Origin of the sequence: Vibrio sp. SCSIO 43155 (assembly GCF_023716605.1) — a bacterium.
In the GTDB taxonomy this organism is placed as follows: Bacteria; Pseudomonadota; Gammaproteobacteria; order Enterobacterales; family Vibrionaceae; genus Vibrio; species Vibrio harveyi.
In genome coordinates this window covers 1972715-1989007 of the sequence record NZ_CP071853.1, presented here as the reverse complement: position 1 = coordinate 1989007, position 16293 = coordinate 1972715, and the positions used below count along the sequence as shown (strand labels likewise).

The following is a 16293-nucleotide window of genomic DNA, read 5'->3' as shown; positions in this document are numbered from 1 at the left end:
AAATACGGACAAACTATGCGGATATTTTTAGTCATGTTTCCCCGGCGTTTTTTTCAACAAATTTCAGCGCGTAGCATTGGAAGTTAAAGGGTGTGAAAATTTGAACCAGATCACATTTGTTATTCTTTTCTAAAAATGAACTAAGTTAATGAAAATTAAAGCTTTGTGGAAAACTTCATCACTTTATCACGTTTGTGGTGCTTGCCTCTGATTGCTGTTCCTATCGAGCTTGGTGTCAGTGTCAATATGTTTCCTTACCCTCTCCATGGTCAGTTCTAACTTTTAAAAAACTTTCTTGTAATGATAACCATTATCATTTAGATCTATTGCGTACATATGGTGCTCAATATTTAAACTACACACAAGATATAGATTATGGACGTTATAAAACGAGATGGACGGAAAGAAAAAGCCAGTCTAGATAAGGTGACTCGAAGAGCCGAAGCGCTGGCTGATGGACTAAAAGTCGAACCTATTGCGGTTGCACAACGCGTGGTAAGCGGTTTGTACGACGGCATTAAGGTGACGGAAATCGATGTATTCCTCGCTGAAACGGCAGCAAGCCTCGCGACGGAACACCCTGATTATGCCAAGCTTGCGGCTCGCGTGATGGTGAGTTCTCTGCAAAAAGAAACCAGCGGATACGCAACTGCAACACGTGAGCTCTCTGAAATCGGTATTCTTTCCGATATTTACGTCGACTTTGTTGCCAAGAATCAGTTTGCGCTCGAAGACATGATTGACTACAAACGCGACTATCAGTTTGATTACTTCGGCTACAAAACTCTCGAGCGTTCCTACTTGTTGAAAGTAAAAGGTGTGGTGGTTGAACGACCACAAGATATGTTCATGCGTGTAGCGGTCGCTGTCGCGGGTGACGATCTTGAAGAAATTAGAGAGCTATACGATTTGCTCAGTCTTGGCTACTACACCCACGCTACGCCAACGCTGTTTAATGCTGGCTGTAAGATGCAGCAACTGTCTTCGTGTTTCCTATTAGCGATGCAAGAAGATTCCATCAACGGCATTTACGACACCCTCAAAGATTGTGCGCTGATTTCTAAATCGGCGGGTGGCATTGGACTACACATCCACAATATTCGAGCGACTGGGGCGCCAATTATTGGTACTAACGGTGTGTCGAATGGCATCGTGCCAATGCTGAAAGTCTTCAATGAAACTGCTCGCTATGTGGATCAAGGTGGCGGCAAGCGCAAGGGCTCGTTCGCGGTTTATCTGGAACCTTGGCATGCGGATATCGAATCCTTCCTCGATTTACGTAAAAACCACGGTAAAGAAGAGTTCCGCGCACGTGATTTGTTCCTCGCGCTATGGGTGCCAGACTTGTTCATGGAACGTGTCGAAAACGACGCGGAATGGACTCTATTTAGCCCTCACAATACCAAGGGCTTGTCTGATTTATATGGTGCTGAATTTACTCAGAAGTACCAAGAATACGAGCGAATGGGCTTGGGCGTGAAGACCATCAAAGCCCGCCAATTGATGACGCAAATCATTGAGTCGCAAGCCGAGACGGGTACGCCGTACATGCTCTACAAAGACGCGTGTAATGAAAAGTCGAATCAGAAAAACCTTGGCACCATCAAATCTAGTAACTTGTGCGCAGAGATCATGGAAGTCTCAACGCCAGATGAAACGGCGGCTTGTAATTTGGCGTCTATGGCACTGCCTAAGTTCGTTACAGACACGGGGTTTGATTTCGACAAACTTCACCAAGTTACCAAAGTCGCGATTAAGAACCTCGACCGCGTTATCGATGTGAACTATCACCCAACCGATAAGATTGAAAAATCGAACCACGCGCATCGTCCTGTTGGTTTGGGTATCCAAGGTTTGGCGGATGTGTTCTTCAAAATGCACCTTCCATTCGATAGCGAAGAAGCATTGCAGCTTAACCGTGACATCGCGGAAACCATGTATCACGCCTCCCTTGAAGCGTCTTGTGAAATCGCGGCGCAAAAAGGTGCGTACTCCAGTTATGACGGCTCACCAATCAGTCATGGTCAGTTCCAATTTGATCTGTGGGATGAACAACCAAGCAGCCGCTGGGATTGGTCACAGCTCAAGCGCCAAATCGCAGAGCATGGTGTGCGCAACTCGTTACTGATTGCTCAAATGCCAACGGCGTCGACAGCGCAAATTTTAGGTAACAACGAAGCGTTTGAAGCGCAAACCAGCAATATCTATAAACGCCAAACATTGTCGGGTGAGTTCATCATCATCAACAAACACTTGGTAAGCGATCTGGAACAACGTGGTCTTTGGACGAGCAAAATCCGTGACGCCATTATTCTCAATAACGGTTCAGTACAAGGCATCGATGCTATTCCAGACGATCTTCAATCCGTGTATCGCACCGTGTGGGAAATCTCTCAGAAAGTGATCATTGATATGTCGGCAGAACGCGCCCCGTTTGTTTGCCAATCGCAGAGCCTCAACTTATGGCTTGCGTCACCAACTTTCGCCCAAATCAATGCGATGCACTTCTACGCGTGGAAACGTGGTTTGAAAACCGGCATGTACTACTTGCGTTCCAAGCCATCAACGAATGCGGTGAAAGTCACCGTTGGTCAGCAAAGCGAAGATGAAGATTGCCTAAACTGCGGCGCATAACCTATCTCGTCAATTAAAAAGATTCACATCAACCGATAGTAAGGAAACGGTATGATTGTTAAAAACAAATTTAGCTTGTTCCCCATTCAATACGAAGAGATTTGGCAAGCGTACAAAACTCACGAAGCGGCTTTCTGGACCACAGAAGAACTCGATTTTGCTCAAGATCTTGCTGATCTTGCCAAGCTGACCGAAGGCGAAAAGCACTTCATTCGACATGTGTTGGCGTTCTTTGCTCAGAGCGAAGGGATGATCAACGAGAACTTGTTGACTCGATTTTATGGCGAAATTGAAATCGCAGAAGCGCGCTGCTTCCTTGCTTTGCAGGCGTTTAATGAGGTCATTCACGCAGAGACTTATGCACTGCAACTCGAAACTTACATTCCCGATGTTGAAGAGCGTGAGCGTTTGTTCAATGCGATTGAAAACGTCCCGACCGTGAAGCGTAAGGCGGAGTGGGTAATGAAGTGGATCTCTTCCGATAAACCATTGGCAATGCGTTTGATCGCCTTTGGTCTGGTAGAAGGCTTGTTCTTCGCTGGCAGCTTCTGTGCCATTTATTACTTCCGTAAACGTGGTTTGCTGGCTGGTTTGGCAGCAAGCAATGACTTGATTGCCCGTGATGAAGGGTTGCACTTTAGCTTTTCTGCGCTGCTATTCAAAACCTTGGGGCAGGGTAAAGTGACACAACAAGAGTTTGAAGAGATTTGCCGTGAAGCGGTTTCAATTGAGAAAGAGTTTGTTACTGAAGCCCTACCAGTGGACTTGATTGGTATGAATGCTGATCTGATGTGCCAATACATTGAGCACACTGCTGATGTTATCGCTGGTTTGTTTGGTTTCACCCCGATCTTTGGTGCTGAAAACCCATTTGATTACATGCGCTTATTGGATATGGAAGGAAAGACCAACTTCTTCGAAAAACGCGTTACTGAGTACAAACGACCTCAAGATCGCCAATTGAGTTTTGATGCAGATTTCTAACGGCAAGGAATAGCAGAGAAGAGTGATGAAAATAGAAATGTACAGCAAGGAGCAGTGCTCCCAATGTGAAACCGCGGCAATGTGGTTGCAAAATCAGGGCTTTAACGTGGCAACGCTCAAGTTAGGTGTGGAGTTTGAGCGGGAAACTTTGTTCGAGTTATTCCCAACCGCAAGAAGCTACCCGCAGTTTATGCTTGATGGCGAACCCATTGGTGATTTCAGTCGCTTAAAATCGGCACTCGCTTTTGAGCAAAGCGCTGCTTTCTAAGTTATGTATGCCCAAGTAACCTCGAGATGCTAGGTTCAGCGAGACTGACTTGGTTTGTAGACGCGGCGGCGATTTAAAGGTTTAGTGGTTCTAAATCAAGAATCGGCAACAAAGTATACAAGCCAAGACCCTTACTATTTGTAAAGAATGCCCTTTGGGAGCGTGTCATTGACCCGCTTTTTTAATTAAACCAATGGCTGCGTCAAACAACTTGGAAAGAGCTGGCTATTACACTGCGTTGTTTTCCTTGCTCTCGAATCAATGACAATGCTCTGAATCCTGCATCTTGAAGTCACTTGGGTATAACCCCTTTTATTGAGAAAAGGGGATTTTTATTTCCACTTAAATTTTGTGGATGTTCAAATTATCAGTAAAAACTCATAAAACTGTTGAAAACGCACTCGACATAAATGGTCGAAATTTGTACTGTTGATTCGCTTCACATTCCTAAAACTTCTTATCCGATAATCAGTTGAAGCAAAGATCTGTGCTTGATACAGGTCGGTTGGCAAAGGAATTCAACATGCAACAGTTTCATATCAGAAGACTAAGAGAAGAAGACGTCCCTCTGTTGAAAACGCTCTTGGTCGAACTCGACACCTCTCATTATAATGCTGAGCCAGATTTCTACCGTTCTCCGGAAGAAATGGCGCAGTTAAGGGAAGATCGCAACATCTTCGATAAATATTTTGATGGCAGCATCACGGCTTTTATAGCTTGTTCGAACCGACAGGTGGTTGGTTTTATCTCTGGTACCGTGCGAGAGGTAAACTCGATTCTCTCTCCGGAAAGACGCGTTGGATATATCAATGAGTTGGTGGTGTCTGAAAGCCACCGTAACTTAGGTATTGGCTTGTCTTTGATGGATAAAATCGAGAGTGATTTGTGCAGCCAAGATATTGAAGAGCTCGGTTTAACCGTGGCGTCATTTAATCACGAAGGTGAAGATTTCTACCATAAGATGGGCTACCGAGTGATCACCAAAATGATGACCAAGCGAGTCAAAGACTAACGCCACATTATGTTGTGAGACACGCTCCCCAACCTTAAACTGAAAATGCCAAACGTTGGGGAGTGCTATATCGTTTAACCATCTAGTTTCTTCGCACTTCATTGAAGATTTCACAAGATAACTGATAATTGTGCTGTCTTGCTATTTTCTGTGAAAAAAACAATTGTGGTAGTTCATATATAATGAGTAACGCGAGGATAAGGAACGCACTAGGATGTCCAAGAACAAAGCCAACGATACTTACGATTAACAATATTAGCTCTAAAGCAAACAAAGCATATTTACCTAGGTAGCAATGGTGAAAACCGCCAAGAAAGAACCAGTTTAACGTTGCGTAGGTATCGGGGTCCTTGAGACTTTTAGACTGGCGTTCATAGAATTCTTTCTTTTGATGTTCAGGTAATGAGTTTACCTGACTTCTCAGTAATTCTTCCTGTTTCTCTAGCTGTTCAATTGGCTCAAATAAGCGCATTACGGTACCTCGTCATATATTTTTTCAATGAGGTCGGGTTGGTTACACCGCTTAATTCTTGCCAAACCAAGTTTCCAACCTTTTATTGCCCCATACTTAGCAATACATTGTTTGGTGTACTCTGAGCAAGTGGGCTCAAAATTACATTCAATATTCAATAACTGCTTTGAACCACCGCTAGCCTGGTAGCGATGGATCAATTTCAAAGAGATATATTTAAGCAAACTTATCGGCCGAGAGTGATAATTACAGCCTCACGCTTCCAAAATAGCATAAAGCGTTTTTGTTCCACTACTTGGAATACAACTTGCCAACCATCTTGTGCGTACTTGTTCAGCTCTGCTTCCATCTTTTGCACAGGCAAGCCACTTGCACCTAGTAGAATTGTGCCGCAACCACCTTCAACAATGTGAACCACTTTATATTCTGTAAACTTTGTCATTTTTATAACCAACTAATTTAATAAAAACAGGATGTTACAATAAGAAATAAAATGCATCAAGATGCATTTGTCGGGTTTGCCTAATGGTATTTATTAATATTTGATGCTGAACCAAAAAACGCCTCTCTATCTTGTGACAAAGAGGCGTTTTTCTATCTAGGTTTTTAGCAAATTCTGAGCGTTAGCCGCTTATTTCAACGTTGCTACGGTTTGTTTACCCATCGCAATTAACTTGTCGAGAATACGCTCACCATCTGCACGAAGACCGTTGTGCTCATATTCGTTGGTGATCCACGCTTTTGAGTTTGGCATTGCAGCGAGTGTTTCACGGCTAATGTCCATTTCTACAAACATATCGTCGGCATAGACGGCGCAGCTCACAGGCACCTTATTGTTTGCCAGTTGCTGCGCATCGTATAACGGCGTCCAATCGGCTTTCTCTGCCAGTAATTCCGCCGCTTCTTTCAGTGGCTTTAAGTTCACGTATTGATCGAACATCCAAGGGAAGACCATTTCTCCAGTAAAGAAGAACGGCTTACCTTGTTCGTAGTTGAACGCGTTGTGTTCTTGGCGTACTCGGTGTGCGCTCCATTGAGAAGCAAACCCTTGGCAGTAAATCGACTCGTGCAGAATCGCGTAAATTGGATTGGTCTGGAAGTTTTGCTGCGCCAGCATGTCGTTGAGGAATTCATAACGAAGCTGAGGTATTCCGTTCACTTCAATCAAGGCACTTTCTAGCCAGTAATAAGTTGGCAAGAAGGTGTCACTGACACCAAAGTTAATCCCAATTTGTTGGAACTGTTCGACAGTAAAGCGCTGACCATTTGGCAGAAACTCTTCGTGCTCCAATAAGTGATCAGCAATGTTTTGGCACAGTTGCTGCGCTTGTGGGAATTGCTGGAAGAAGGCTTGGTTCTTCTCCATGGTGCGTTTGAAGGTTGCGTGATAGACATCATCCGCATGGCGAGAAACCGAAGGTACACCGCCCGTGATGTAGCTTTGCAGAAGGCTGTTCGGGAACAGCGATAGGTAAGTTAGTGAGCAGAAACCACCAAAGCTCTGACCCAAAATCGCCCACTTCTCAACACCAAATTGTTCACGGATAAATTCCGCATCGCGAACAATGTTGTCTGCGCGGAAGTGGCTTAAGTAGTCCGCTTGTTGCTTAGGCGTGAGGTGTGCAAGCGTCTGGTGATTAATCACGCTGCTGTTGCCAGTACCGCGTTGGTCGAGTAGCAGTACACGGTACTCACTCAGTGCGCGTTTGATCCAACCATTGTTTCCGTTTGGACGAGGAGAAGGGAAGCCCGGACCGCCTTGAAAATACACTAACCACGGTTTGTCTGAGTCTTCATCGCCGACTAAACAAACGGAGCGAGCGAAGACGTTGATCGTGCCTTTGCTTAGATCTTGGTAATCCAGTGGCACGGTGAACGAGTGAGGTGTGTAATGCAGTCCTGCGTCGATAAATGATTGAGCGTTCATTGTTATGGTCTGTCCTTGTTTATAGTCGCTTTACGATATCGAATTCCTTATTAGAAACAATAGATTTGTTGTAAGAACTCGATTTCTGAAGCGGGAAAGGCAAGGAATGGCACTCAAAACAGAAACTCTTCGATCTTTCTGTGTTGGTATGCACTGAGTGAACTATGATCTGATAGGTGCAGTTTAGACATCACTGTCTTACCGTTTTTATGAAACGAGACATTTGGCGGTCATTGACCATGGAGGATGCTTGATGAACACGTCACTTACCCGAATAACGCTCACTTGTTTATTACTACAGACCATCAGTGCCCCTGCATTGGCAGTCGTAACGCCGAATCCGCCTCAGTTGCAGGCAAAAGGCTATGTGTTAATGGACTTTCAGTCCGGTGCCATCATTGCTGAGCAAAACGCACGTGCCGGATTAGCCCCTGCCAGTTTAACGAAGCTGATGACCGCTTACGTCGTAGGGCAAGAAATCAAATCCGGGCGGCTCCAATGGGACGATAAAGTGACGGTGAGTGAGAACGCATGGTCAGCCAAATTCCCAGACTCCTCAAAAATGTTTATCCAACCCAAAGATGAAATCACCGTCGCCAACCTAATGCGTGGAGTGATCATTCAATCTGGTAATGATGCTTGTGTGGCGCTCGCCGAACATGTCGCCGGTAGTGAAGGGGCGTTTGTTGCGTTGATGAACGGTTGGGCAGATAAGCTCCGCTTGAACGATACCTACTTTGTTAACTCGCACGGTCTGGATAGCGAGGGTATTCAAACTTCTCCTAATGATATGGCGACGCTGATGCAATCCATCATCAATGACGTGCCTGAAGTCTATGCGCTTTATAGTGAGAAGGTATTTAAGTGGAACAAGATCACCCAATACAACCGCAATAAACTGTTGTGGGACAAATCGATGGATGTCGATGGCGGCAAAACGGGCTACACCAGCAATGCTGGGTACAGTTTGGTCAGTTCTGCTAAGCAAGGAAAGATGCGACTTATCTCGGTAGTGATGGGGACACCAAGCAAACAGTCGCGTATCAGCCAGTCTAAGAACCTACTCAGCTATGGCTTCCGCTTTTATGACACCAAACAAGTGGCAAAACAGGGGGAAGTTCAGGCGAGAGCTAAAGTGTGGAAAGGCGATGTCAGTGAGATTGATTTGGGCTTTGCGCAAGATGCTTACCTGACGCTGCCTCGCTCTCTAACCGCTGGTTTAGACAAGAGCGTGGTCGTGAATGAACCGCTGATTGCACCCATCGCAAAAGGGGATGTGGTTGGTAAAGTCGTGTGGAAGAGTGACGATAAAACTGTGGCGAGCTATCCGTTGGTAAGTAACCAAGCGGTGGAAGAGGGCTCGTGGATTGGGAAGTTATGGGACAGTTTAGTGTTGTGGGTGAAGTCGTTGTTTAACTAGCGCAAGGGCGAGTTTCGCGATAGTGATTTCAGAATTTCGAACAAAGAAAAGCAGCTCGAAGGTGAGCTGCTTTTTGTTTTTTATAGTTGAAACGACTTTTGCGTTTATTGCGGTTTCAGTGATTATTCAGACAAGGTGATGATTGGTAAGTCATCCCAAATCTTACTTTCATCCGATGCGCCGCCAGAGAAGTTCCAAGGACCTTTGTCTTGTTCTAGTGGACGGTAAGTGGCAGACAATCCATCCAAGTCCCAAGTTGTCACATAGAATCGAATGCCATCCAGTGAATCAGGTCGACCCAGCGCATCACTCGCAAAGTCCATCGAAATGGTGTTGTTAGCTTTGTCTACCGTCACCATTGGTGCCGGTGTTACCGCTTCACCCCATGTTGTCGCGTTTGCGCCTTGAGTGCTGTAAATCGAGCTTTGCCAGCCGAAGACCACGGCATTGCGACTCCATGTTCCGCTTGGCATAGAAGCGTTGATCTTAGGCAGTTCCGTTAGGTTGGACGCCGCTTCTTCCGGTAAATCAATGAAGATGGTGAAACCAACGTGGTCAAAGCCGTTTGGCGGCAACCAAGTATCGGTGATCTTGTCCATGGTGAAGGTCAAGCGCACATTACTGCCAACGGTAAACACCTCGGCTTTGTTGATTGCGAGTTGGCTGTTGTCTTTGTCGAACGTTGGATCCGTTGGTAGCGAGTAGTTACCGTTAGGACCGCCCATGCCATCTTGCGCATCACCTGCGTCATCAATCGTGTCGTCTGGCGTGTTCGACCAGCTTAAGTCCGACACAAAGTTCACATCTTCAGTGCCTGCTTTTTTCTCAGTGGAGTAAATCGCGAAGCGGTGTTGCTGTTCGCCAATCGCGAAGTGACGGGTAGATAAAGTGACGCTAAATTGACCGTCAGCACCAACGGTAATCGCTTGTGCGGTTTCTAGATTACCGTCCACAACAAGGTTCAATTTCTCGTTTGCGTTAGCAGTACCAGTAATCACGATGTCATCAGTGATGGTTTGTCCTTCCCAATCTTGCGCCAGTTGGATGTTGAGGTCTGGGGTATTTACCGATTGGGTGTCGTTAGTTTTCGAGTAAATCACAGCAGCTTTGGCTGGTAGCTCAAGGGTGACGTGACCGTTTTCATCGGTGATTAACTGCTCCGGAGCGTCTGCCCAGTTCGACGTGATTTGTTGTTGGAAGACGGTGCCGCCTGCTTGCTCTACATCGAGTTGGTTCATCAACATCGGGGAATTCGATGTATTTATTACCACCAAGACTTCGTCGTTATCCAACGTTCGAGTAAAGGCGAACACACCGGCACCGGCTTTGTCGCTGCCAATCACTTTCATTTCGCCGCGTGTCATGACTTTGTTCTCGGTACGCAACTTAGCAAGCTCTTGGATGAACAAGTACATCTCGCTGTTTTGGTCGAATGAGTCTACGTAGTCGCCGTCTTCACGGTAACCGCCAGCAAACATCGCATCGCGCGCCGCTGACATCGCCTGTTCAGTACCTTGGTAAATCACAGGAATGCCCGGTACAGCCATCATGGTAATCAGCGCTTGCTTCATATCGTTGACACTGCCTTGCGATAGAAAACGTGGCATATCGTGGTTATCAATGAAGTTCGGCATGATGTATGGATTCGGGAACATCTCCATCATTTTCTCAAGGCGGAAGCGTAAGTAATCGGTCGGTTGTCCTGCTGCAAACACGCGCGTCATGGTGGCTTGTAATGGGAAGTTCAACACCGAGGTTAACTGCTCCGGTGAGCCGCTTTCGCCGATGTAAGTCAGCATCTTCTCTTCGCCTTCTGTGTTGTAAGGCGTAGATGTTTCGAAGACTTCACCAAAGGTTAGGAAGTTATCGCGACCAGTATCAACCGCTTGAGTCATCACACCATCATCGGCGTGCAGGAAGTCGTTCCAGAAATCGTGCTCAACAAACTTCACGGTATCGATACGGAAACCGTCAACGCCCACTTCACGGATCCATTTACGGTAGCTCTCTTTTAGATAAGCGCGTACTTCAGGATCGGATGTATTCAGGTCATCTAGGTCCGACAGTTGCCAGGTTTTTTCTTGTACTGGGTCGTTGTGGTCGGTGATGCTTGGTGTCCAGTGGTAAATGCCAGTACCATCTTCTTTACACTCATTCATGTTGAGCGGATAAGGCAGTTCTTGCCCTGCTGGCAGCGCATTTTCAATCAAACGGAAACCTTGGCAAGGTAGGCTAGGGTCGTAATTGTATGGGTCATCGTAAGTGAAGAAGTTACCAACGTGGTTGGTCACGATGTCTTGAATCAAGAACATATTACGAGCGTGCACTTCTCGCGCTAACGCTTGGTAGCTTTCCATGTCACCAAAGTGCTCATCCACTTTTTGGAAGTCACGCGCCCAGTAGCCATGGTAGCCGCCGTAGTTTTGTTCTGCGTCCCACCACTGGTTTGCCACTGGCGGCGTAATCCAGATAGAGGTTGCGCCTAGGTCTTCGATGTAACCCAGTTTGTCACTGACACCAACAAGGTCACCACCACTGAATTTTTTGTCTGAGGTAGGATCGTACTCATTCTGACCTTGATCGTTAAGCGTGTTGTCGCCGTCGTTAAAACGGTCGATCATCAAGAAGTAAATGATCTGGTCTTGCCAATCAGGAGATGCCACGTGGCTTCCTGTATCGGTTGGCGTAGTTTCATCGCTACCACAGCCAGAAAGAGCTATGGCGATCGCTAGAGGGAGTATTTTTATTTTATTCATAGGGTTAGGTAAGGTTTCAAACACGGTTTTTGTCTCCGTTATGCAGCAATGCGGAAACGATAAATCAAAGGTTTGAAATTGAGAGTGTCATTTCACGCCAAAAGAGACGTGAAATGATGTCACGAAGTGCTGAATTTGAACTGTGCTACATATTTAACTGAGTGGTTGCACAATTGGGTATTGAATCGGGTAATGGTCTTTGGCTAACTCATTACCAGAATGATCATAGAGTCGGAATCGACACTGTTTAGCCGTTTGAGTGAGGGGCAGTTGCAGCGCCCAGCATGTGTAATCTTCTGCATTCTGAGTTTGGCTCATTGTGTGTGGAGATGGCGCGTCACCCACGTAGCAATCGATCTTCGCTACGTCTTTTAATCGACACGCGAGTTCCACAAACAAGGTGTGCTGAGTGCCGAGTTGGATAAGTTGTCTTGTCGGGACAATGTATTCCGTTGCGCCAATTAAAAGCCCTTTAGAAACCACGTAATCACGCTGGTGGTTGTTATCAATGTAGCGCTCACCATCGACTTCATAACACAGTCTAAACGTAAGTGGATGAGCAACAGGAAGCTCTGTTGTTGCCCATAGTTCAGTGCCATTATTCAAAAAACGCTCGAAGAAGGCGGGGTAGCGACGCCACGCGCCATCACGGTCTCGACACTCAACGGAGACCACTTTTTCAAACGCAATATTATCCACTTCCATCCAGATTTTACCGACGGGTTGGTCAATGTCGTTATCGGCTAAAGTATTGGCTTTGGCATAGTACAAGCGGATGGGTTGGTTATTGAGATGAGTACGATTATCCAAACACTGCTGGCGATATTGCATTGGCGAAAACGGGTACCAACGGCGAAAGGTTCGGTGGAAGTTGGAAGGCTCTTCGTAACCCAGTTTATAAGCGATTTGCTGTGTCGTGAGTTGAGTGTCTGCAAGTAGGGCTAATGCGTGCTTTTTCTTGGCGAAGTCGACGCATTGCGAATAGTTCATTTGTTTTTCTTGCAGGCGACGTTGCAAGGTGCGCTTAGATACGCCCAGTTGCAGTGCGGCTTGTTCTAGTTTCAGTGCGTAATTGCTGTTTTTGACGAACAGAGCATTCAGCACGCTTAGCAATTCTGGCTGTTCAATTGGTTGGTGAGACAGCAGCAAATAAACATGTTTCACCAAGTCGAACACAACCGAGTTCTGTTTCGGGCTGCTGTCTTCTCCTAGTTCGAAATGAGCAGAATAAAGGTCATGGTTGTGAAGCTGAATGCGCACAGATGCACTCAAACCTATCTGTTCCAATTGCATCAGCAGCAAGTCATAAACCGATTCTGCCCAGCTTGGCATTTCGGTAGCTCTGCACTCTAGCCGCATCTGAACCTGGTTATCACTGTGGTCGAAAACAATGTACAAGCGACGGTCGAACATCGAAACACTTTTGCTCCACCACAGCAGACCTTCACGCAGCGTCGGTGCCTCTTGCAACATCATACATTGCAAGGCAACCAGCTTTTCAATGTGCCAATATTCGCCAGCAATTCTTAGGTGATTATGCCCAAGTTTTTTGCAGAGAAAGGGCGTGATGATGTTGTCTTGAGGCAGCATGAAAATGGTTCGGTAACAGAGCAAAGGCGACATTATTGCTTAAACCAGGTGTTGCTTCAGTGAGAGTGCTCAAAGCTTCTTACATCGGCGATTTTCAAATTTATTTTGAAGATGTTTTTAACTGAAATCGGTTTTTCCCTGTAACTCATAAGGTTAAAGTGATAACCAGCATAAACTACTCGACTGGAGACCCCGATGGACATCGTTCAAGCTGCTAAATCTCGCTACTCAACCAAAGTCTTTGACCCAACTCGTAAGCTGCCACAAGAAAAGATCGATGCAGTCAAAGAGCTGATCCGTTTTAGTCCATCGAGTGTGAACTCTCAGCCGTGGCACTTCATTCTGGCAAGCACAGAAGAGGGCAAGCAACGTATCGCAAAAGCAGCACAAGAAAACTACGCGTTTAATGCTGCGAAGATCTTGAATGCGTCACACGTGTTGGTGTTCTGTGCCAAAACGGGTATCGATAATGACTACATCGAAGCGCTATTGGCGCAGGAAGAAAAAGACGGTCGATTCCCAACCGAAGAAGCAAAAGCAGCGGTACGTGGCGGTCGTAGTTACTTTGTGAACATGCACCGTTTTGACCTGAAAGACGCCAATCATTGGATGGAGAAACAGGTCTACCTCAACGTAGGTACATTATTGCTGGGCGCTTCAACGCTAGAAATCGATGCGGTGCCAATCGAAGGTTTTGATCCGAAAGTGCTGGATGAAGAATTTGGTCTTCGCGAAAAAGGCTACACTGGTGTTGTGATTGTGCCGCTTGGCTACCACGCAGAAGATGACTTTAATGCCAAGACGCCTAAGTCACGCTGGGAAGCAGAAACTGTATTAACCGAGATCTGATCAAGATGATTCATTTAGTTGCAGAAATTAAAGCCTACCCAGATAGTATCGACAACGTAACCAACTTACTTTCTGGTCTACTAGAACCTTCTCGTGAAGAAGAGGGTTGTTGCCAATACGAACTGTATTTGGATCAAAAGATCGAAGGCTTGTTTATGTTCCAAGAAATTTGGGCATCGCAAGAAGCGTTAGATAAGCACTTACAAAGCCCACATATCGCACAGTTTATCTCGACGCTAGAAGATAACGATTGGGTTGAATATTCTCAGATTCGCCCAATGACGTTTGTCGGTTAAGCTTCTGAGCAGAATGTTGCCAGCACTTTCTTACGTTGCTGGCAGCATTTTTCATGAATGAATTCACGGAAAGTACGAATGGTTGGCGTCAGCAAACGACGATCAGCGCACACCATGTATAGCGGTACTGGACCACAATCCCACTCAGGTAATACTCTTACCAATCTTCCCTCAATCAAATCTTGGCTGATGTCCATCAGTGATTTGTTGGCGATGCCTTTGCCTTTGATTGCTAAGCGATGGGATAAGTCACTGTCGTTGCTAAGCAGCTTGCCACTTACAACAACTTGTTCTGTTTCGTCTCCGCGAGTCAGCGTCCATTTGTTGTAAACCGAATCCGCCACCATGTAACACAAACAGTTGTGTTGGTTTAGGTCTTCTGGTTTGGTCAGTACTGGATTGTTTGCGACGTATTCTGGAGAGGCGCACAGGATTCGCTCATTTGCGCCACACAATGCCAATACGACGAGATTAGAGTCAGCCGGTTCGCCGTAACGAATCGCGATATCGACGGGCTTGGTGTACATATCGGTTAAGCTGTCAGACAGCTCTAATTTGATAGAGACGTTTGGGTAAACATCAATAAATTCATCAACCCAATCAAGCAGCATGTTGCGACCAAAATCAGATGGCGCAGTGATATGCAGTTGACCAGATAACTCGCCACGCGCGCTTGATATCTGATCTAACCCCTCTTGTAGCGTTGCGAGCGCTTGAGTGGTTTTGTCTAAGAACAGCTCACCTTCCGACGTTAAGCGAAGGCTGCGAGTGGAGCGCACAAACAGCGGAAAGCCTATTTGTCCCTCAAGACGTTTGATCGATGCACTGATGGCTGCTGGTGTCATGTCCATGCTGTTGGCGGCTTTCGAAAAACTGCCTTGGCGTGCGGTTTCGACAAAGATATTCAGATCGTTGAGGGCTTTCATAATGAAAAGGGCTTTTAAGAAGTTTGGGCTACTATAGGGGAGAGTCACAGGGCAATTCAAGGTTAAAACATTAGGTTGCACGGCGAGTTTGAGTTAGATTAGCGCGCAACTTCACTTTACCGGATCAATAGCATGAGCCAACAGCAGCCGAATAACCCACTTCACGGGTTGAGTTTAGAGAAAATCCTTACCCGTTTAGTTGAGCACTTTGGGTGGAACGGAATGCATGAGCGCGTTCGTGTGAACTGCTTTAAGAAAGATCCTTCAATCAAATCGTCGTTGAAGTTCCTACGTAAGACGCAGTGGGCAAGAGATAAAGTAGAAGCGCTGTACATCGAGACGTTCTGCTAATCGGATTTGGTGCTGGTCTAAAAGAGAGATTCCGGATGGCTCGCTTAGGCTCGTCCGGAATGACGTCTGAGCTTGTATTGTAGGGTGAACACCCAAGCGAGAACCGCCATTCTGAACAGCGAGGAACGAGCGTGATTCAGAATCTACTCTCAGAATATATTGAGTTTATTTATTGCGTTATGGTCTGCAGCAAGCGGTAAGTAGATTCTTAGTCTCGCCTTGGCTCGCTAGAATGACGCAACTTTTTACCGTGTAGGCTGGAAGGACACAGCTTTTCTCATCGTATAGGCTGGAATAGTTCCTCTGCGTCATTCCCGATAGCGACGAAGGAGCGCAGTAGGGGATCTCTGTTGTGATGTTTAAAGCGAGATTCCGGATGGCTCGCTTAGGCTCGTCCGGAATGACGTTTGACCCTGTATTGTAGGGCAGAGAACCGTCATTCTGAACCGCGAGGAACGAGCGTGATTCAGAATCTACTCTCAGATTATATTGAGTTTATTCATTGCGTTATGGTTTGCAGCAAGCGGTAAGTAGATTCTTAGTCTCGCCTTGGCTCGCTAGAATGACACAACTTTTCTTATCTCTTTGGCTGGAGTAGTTCCTCTGCGTCATTCCCGATAGCGACGAAGGATCGCAGTCGGGGAGCTCTGTTGTGATGTTTACAGATGGCTCGCTTAGTCCCGTCCGGAGTGACGTCTGAGCTCGTATTGTAGGGTAGAACACCCAAGTGAGAACCGTCATTCTGAACAGCGAGAAACGAGCGTGATTCAGAATCTACTCTCAGAATATATTGAGTTTATTCATTGCG

At 46.2% G+C, this 16293-nt stretch carries 15 protein-coding genes; 8 read left to right on the top strand and 7 right to left on the bottom strand.

Translation table 11 applies throughout. The annotated features are described in order from the left end of the window. The first annotated feature begins 375 nt into the window (after window positions 1-375). The 4 genes from J4N44_RS25755 to J4N44_RS25740 all read left to right on the top strand — a co-directional run bounded on the left by J4N44_RS25755 (window position 376) and on the right by J4N44_RS25740 (window position 4898). Complete coding sequence (locus J4N44_RS25755) at window positions 376-2634, top strand: ribonucleoside-diphosphate reductase subunit alpha (protein WP_252045428.1); 2259 nt, start codon at window positions 376-378, stop codon at window positions 2632-2634. 51 nt (window positions 2635-2685) lie between these two features. After that, a complete protein-coding gene (locus J4N44_RS25750) occupies window positions 2686-3618 on the top strand; it encodes a ribonucleotide-diphosphate reductase subunit beta (protein WP_252045427.1) in 933 nt (310 codons plus the stop codon). A gap of 25 nt (window positions 3619-3643) precedes the next feature. Beyond that, complete coding sequence (locus J4N44_RS25745; protein WP_026000276.1) at window positions 3644-3886, top strand: glutaredoxin family protein; 243 nt, start codon at window positions 3644-3646, stop codon at window positions 3884-3886. Window positions 3887-4409: 523 nt separating this feature from the next. Next, window positions 4410-4898, top strand: a complete 489-nt coding sequence (locus J4N44_RS25740) for a GNAT family N-acetyltransferase (protein ID WP_005441955.1) — start codon at window positions 4410-4412, stop codon at window positions 4896-4898. Window positions 4899-4980: 82 nt separating this feature from the next. On the opposite strand, the gene J4N44_RS25735 is transcribed toward J4N44_RS25740, so the two are convergent. The 4 genes from J4N44_RS25735 to J4N44_RS25720 form a co-directional block, all read right to left on the bottom strand. Then, complete coding sequence (locus J4N44_RS25735) at window positions 4981-5370, bottom strand: hypothetical protein (RefSeq protein ID WP_005447482.1); 390 nt, start codon at window positions 5368-5370, stop codon at window positions 4981-4983. Then, on the bottom strand, window positions 5370-5576 hold the full coding sequence (gene yidD, locus J4N44_RS25730; RefSeq protein ID WP_226982152.1) for a membrane protein insertion efficiency factor YidD: 207 nt from the start codon (window positions 5574-5576) through the stop codon (window positions 5370-5372). The genes J4N44_RS25735 and yidD overlap by 1 nt, the downstream gene beginning before the upstream one ends. Window positions 5577-5596: 20 nt before the next feature. Continuing rightward, window positions 5597-5812: a DUF4177 domain-containing protein gene (locus tag J4N44_RS25725; protein ID WP_005447484.1), complete on the bottom strand. Its 216-nt coding sequence runs from the start codon at window positions 5810-5812 to the stop codon at window positions 5597-5599. Between the two features lie 189 nt (window positions 5813-6001). Continuing rightward, window positions 6002-7297 carry an alpha/beta fold hydrolase gene (locus J4N44_RS25720; RefSeq protein WP_252045426.1) on the bottom strand — a complete coding sequence of 432 codons (1296 nt, stop codon included), beginning with the start codon at window positions 7295-7297 and terminating at the stop codon, window positions 6002-6004. 253 nt (window positions 7298-7550) lie between these two features. Between J4N44_RS25720 and J4N44_RS25715 the strand changes: the two genes are divergently transcribed. Next, complete coding sequence (locus J4N44_RS25715) at window positions 7551-8717, top strand: D-alanyl-D-alanine carboxypeptidase family protein (protein WP_252045425.1); 1167 nt, start codon at window positions 7551-7553, stop codon at window positions 8715-8717. Window positions 8718-8839: 122 nt separating this feature from the next. On the opposite strand, the gene J4N44_RS25710 is transcribed toward J4N44_RS25715, so the two are convergent. Together J4N44_RS25710 and J4N44_RS25705 are read right to left on the bottom strand one after the other, a co-directional pair. After that, entirely contained in the window at window positions 8840-11497 is a 2658-nt protein-coding gene (locus J4N44_RS25710) for an alpha-amylase family glycosyl hydrolase (RefSeq protein ID WP_353505867.1), read from the bottom strand. Window positions 11498-11626: 129 nt separating this feature from the next. Then, complete coding sequence (locus tag J4N44_RS25705) at window positions 11627-13063, bottom strand: helix-turn-helix domain-containing protein (RefSeq protein ID WP_154202934.1); 1437 nt, start codon at window positions 13061-13063, stop codon at window positions 11627-11629. Between the two features lie 195 nt (window positions 13064-13258). Here J4N44_RS25705 and nfsB point away from each other — a divergent pair, with 195 nt between their 5' ends. Both nfsB and J4N44_RS25695 read left to right on the top strand, forming a co-directional pair. Next, complete coding sequence (nfsB, locus tag J4N44_RS25700) at window positions 13259-13912, top strand: oxygen-insensitive NAD(P)H nitroreductase (protein WP_252045423.1); 654 nt, start codon at window positions 13259-13261, stop codon at window positions 13910-13912. Window positions 13913-13917: 5 nt separating this feature from the next. Beyond that, window positions 13918-14208: a putative quinol monooxygenase gene (locus J4N44_RS25695; RefSeq protein WP_005436210.1), complete on the top strand. Its 291-nt coding sequence runs from the start codon at window positions 13918-13920 to the stop codon at window positions 14206-14208. On the opposite strand, the gene J4N44_RS25690 is transcribed toward J4N44_RS25695, so the two are convergent. Further along, entirely contained in the window at window positions 14205-15134 is a 930-nt protein-coding gene (locus J4N44_RS25690) for a LysR family transcriptional regulator (RefSeq protein WP_029788322.1), read from the bottom strand. The genes J4N44_RS25695 and J4N44_RS25690 overlap by 4 nt on opposite strands. Before the next feature lie 132 nt (window positions 15135-15266). On the opposite strand from J4N44_RS25690, the gene J4N44_RS25685 reads away from it, so the two are divergent. Further along, window positions 15267-15485 (top strand): VF530 family protein, encoded by a 219-nt coding sequence (locus tag J4N44_RS25685; protein WP_005436214.1) that lies wholly within the window; start codon window positions 15267-15269, stop codon window positions 15483-15485. The last annotated feature ends 808 nt before the right edge of the window (window positions 15486-16293 follow it).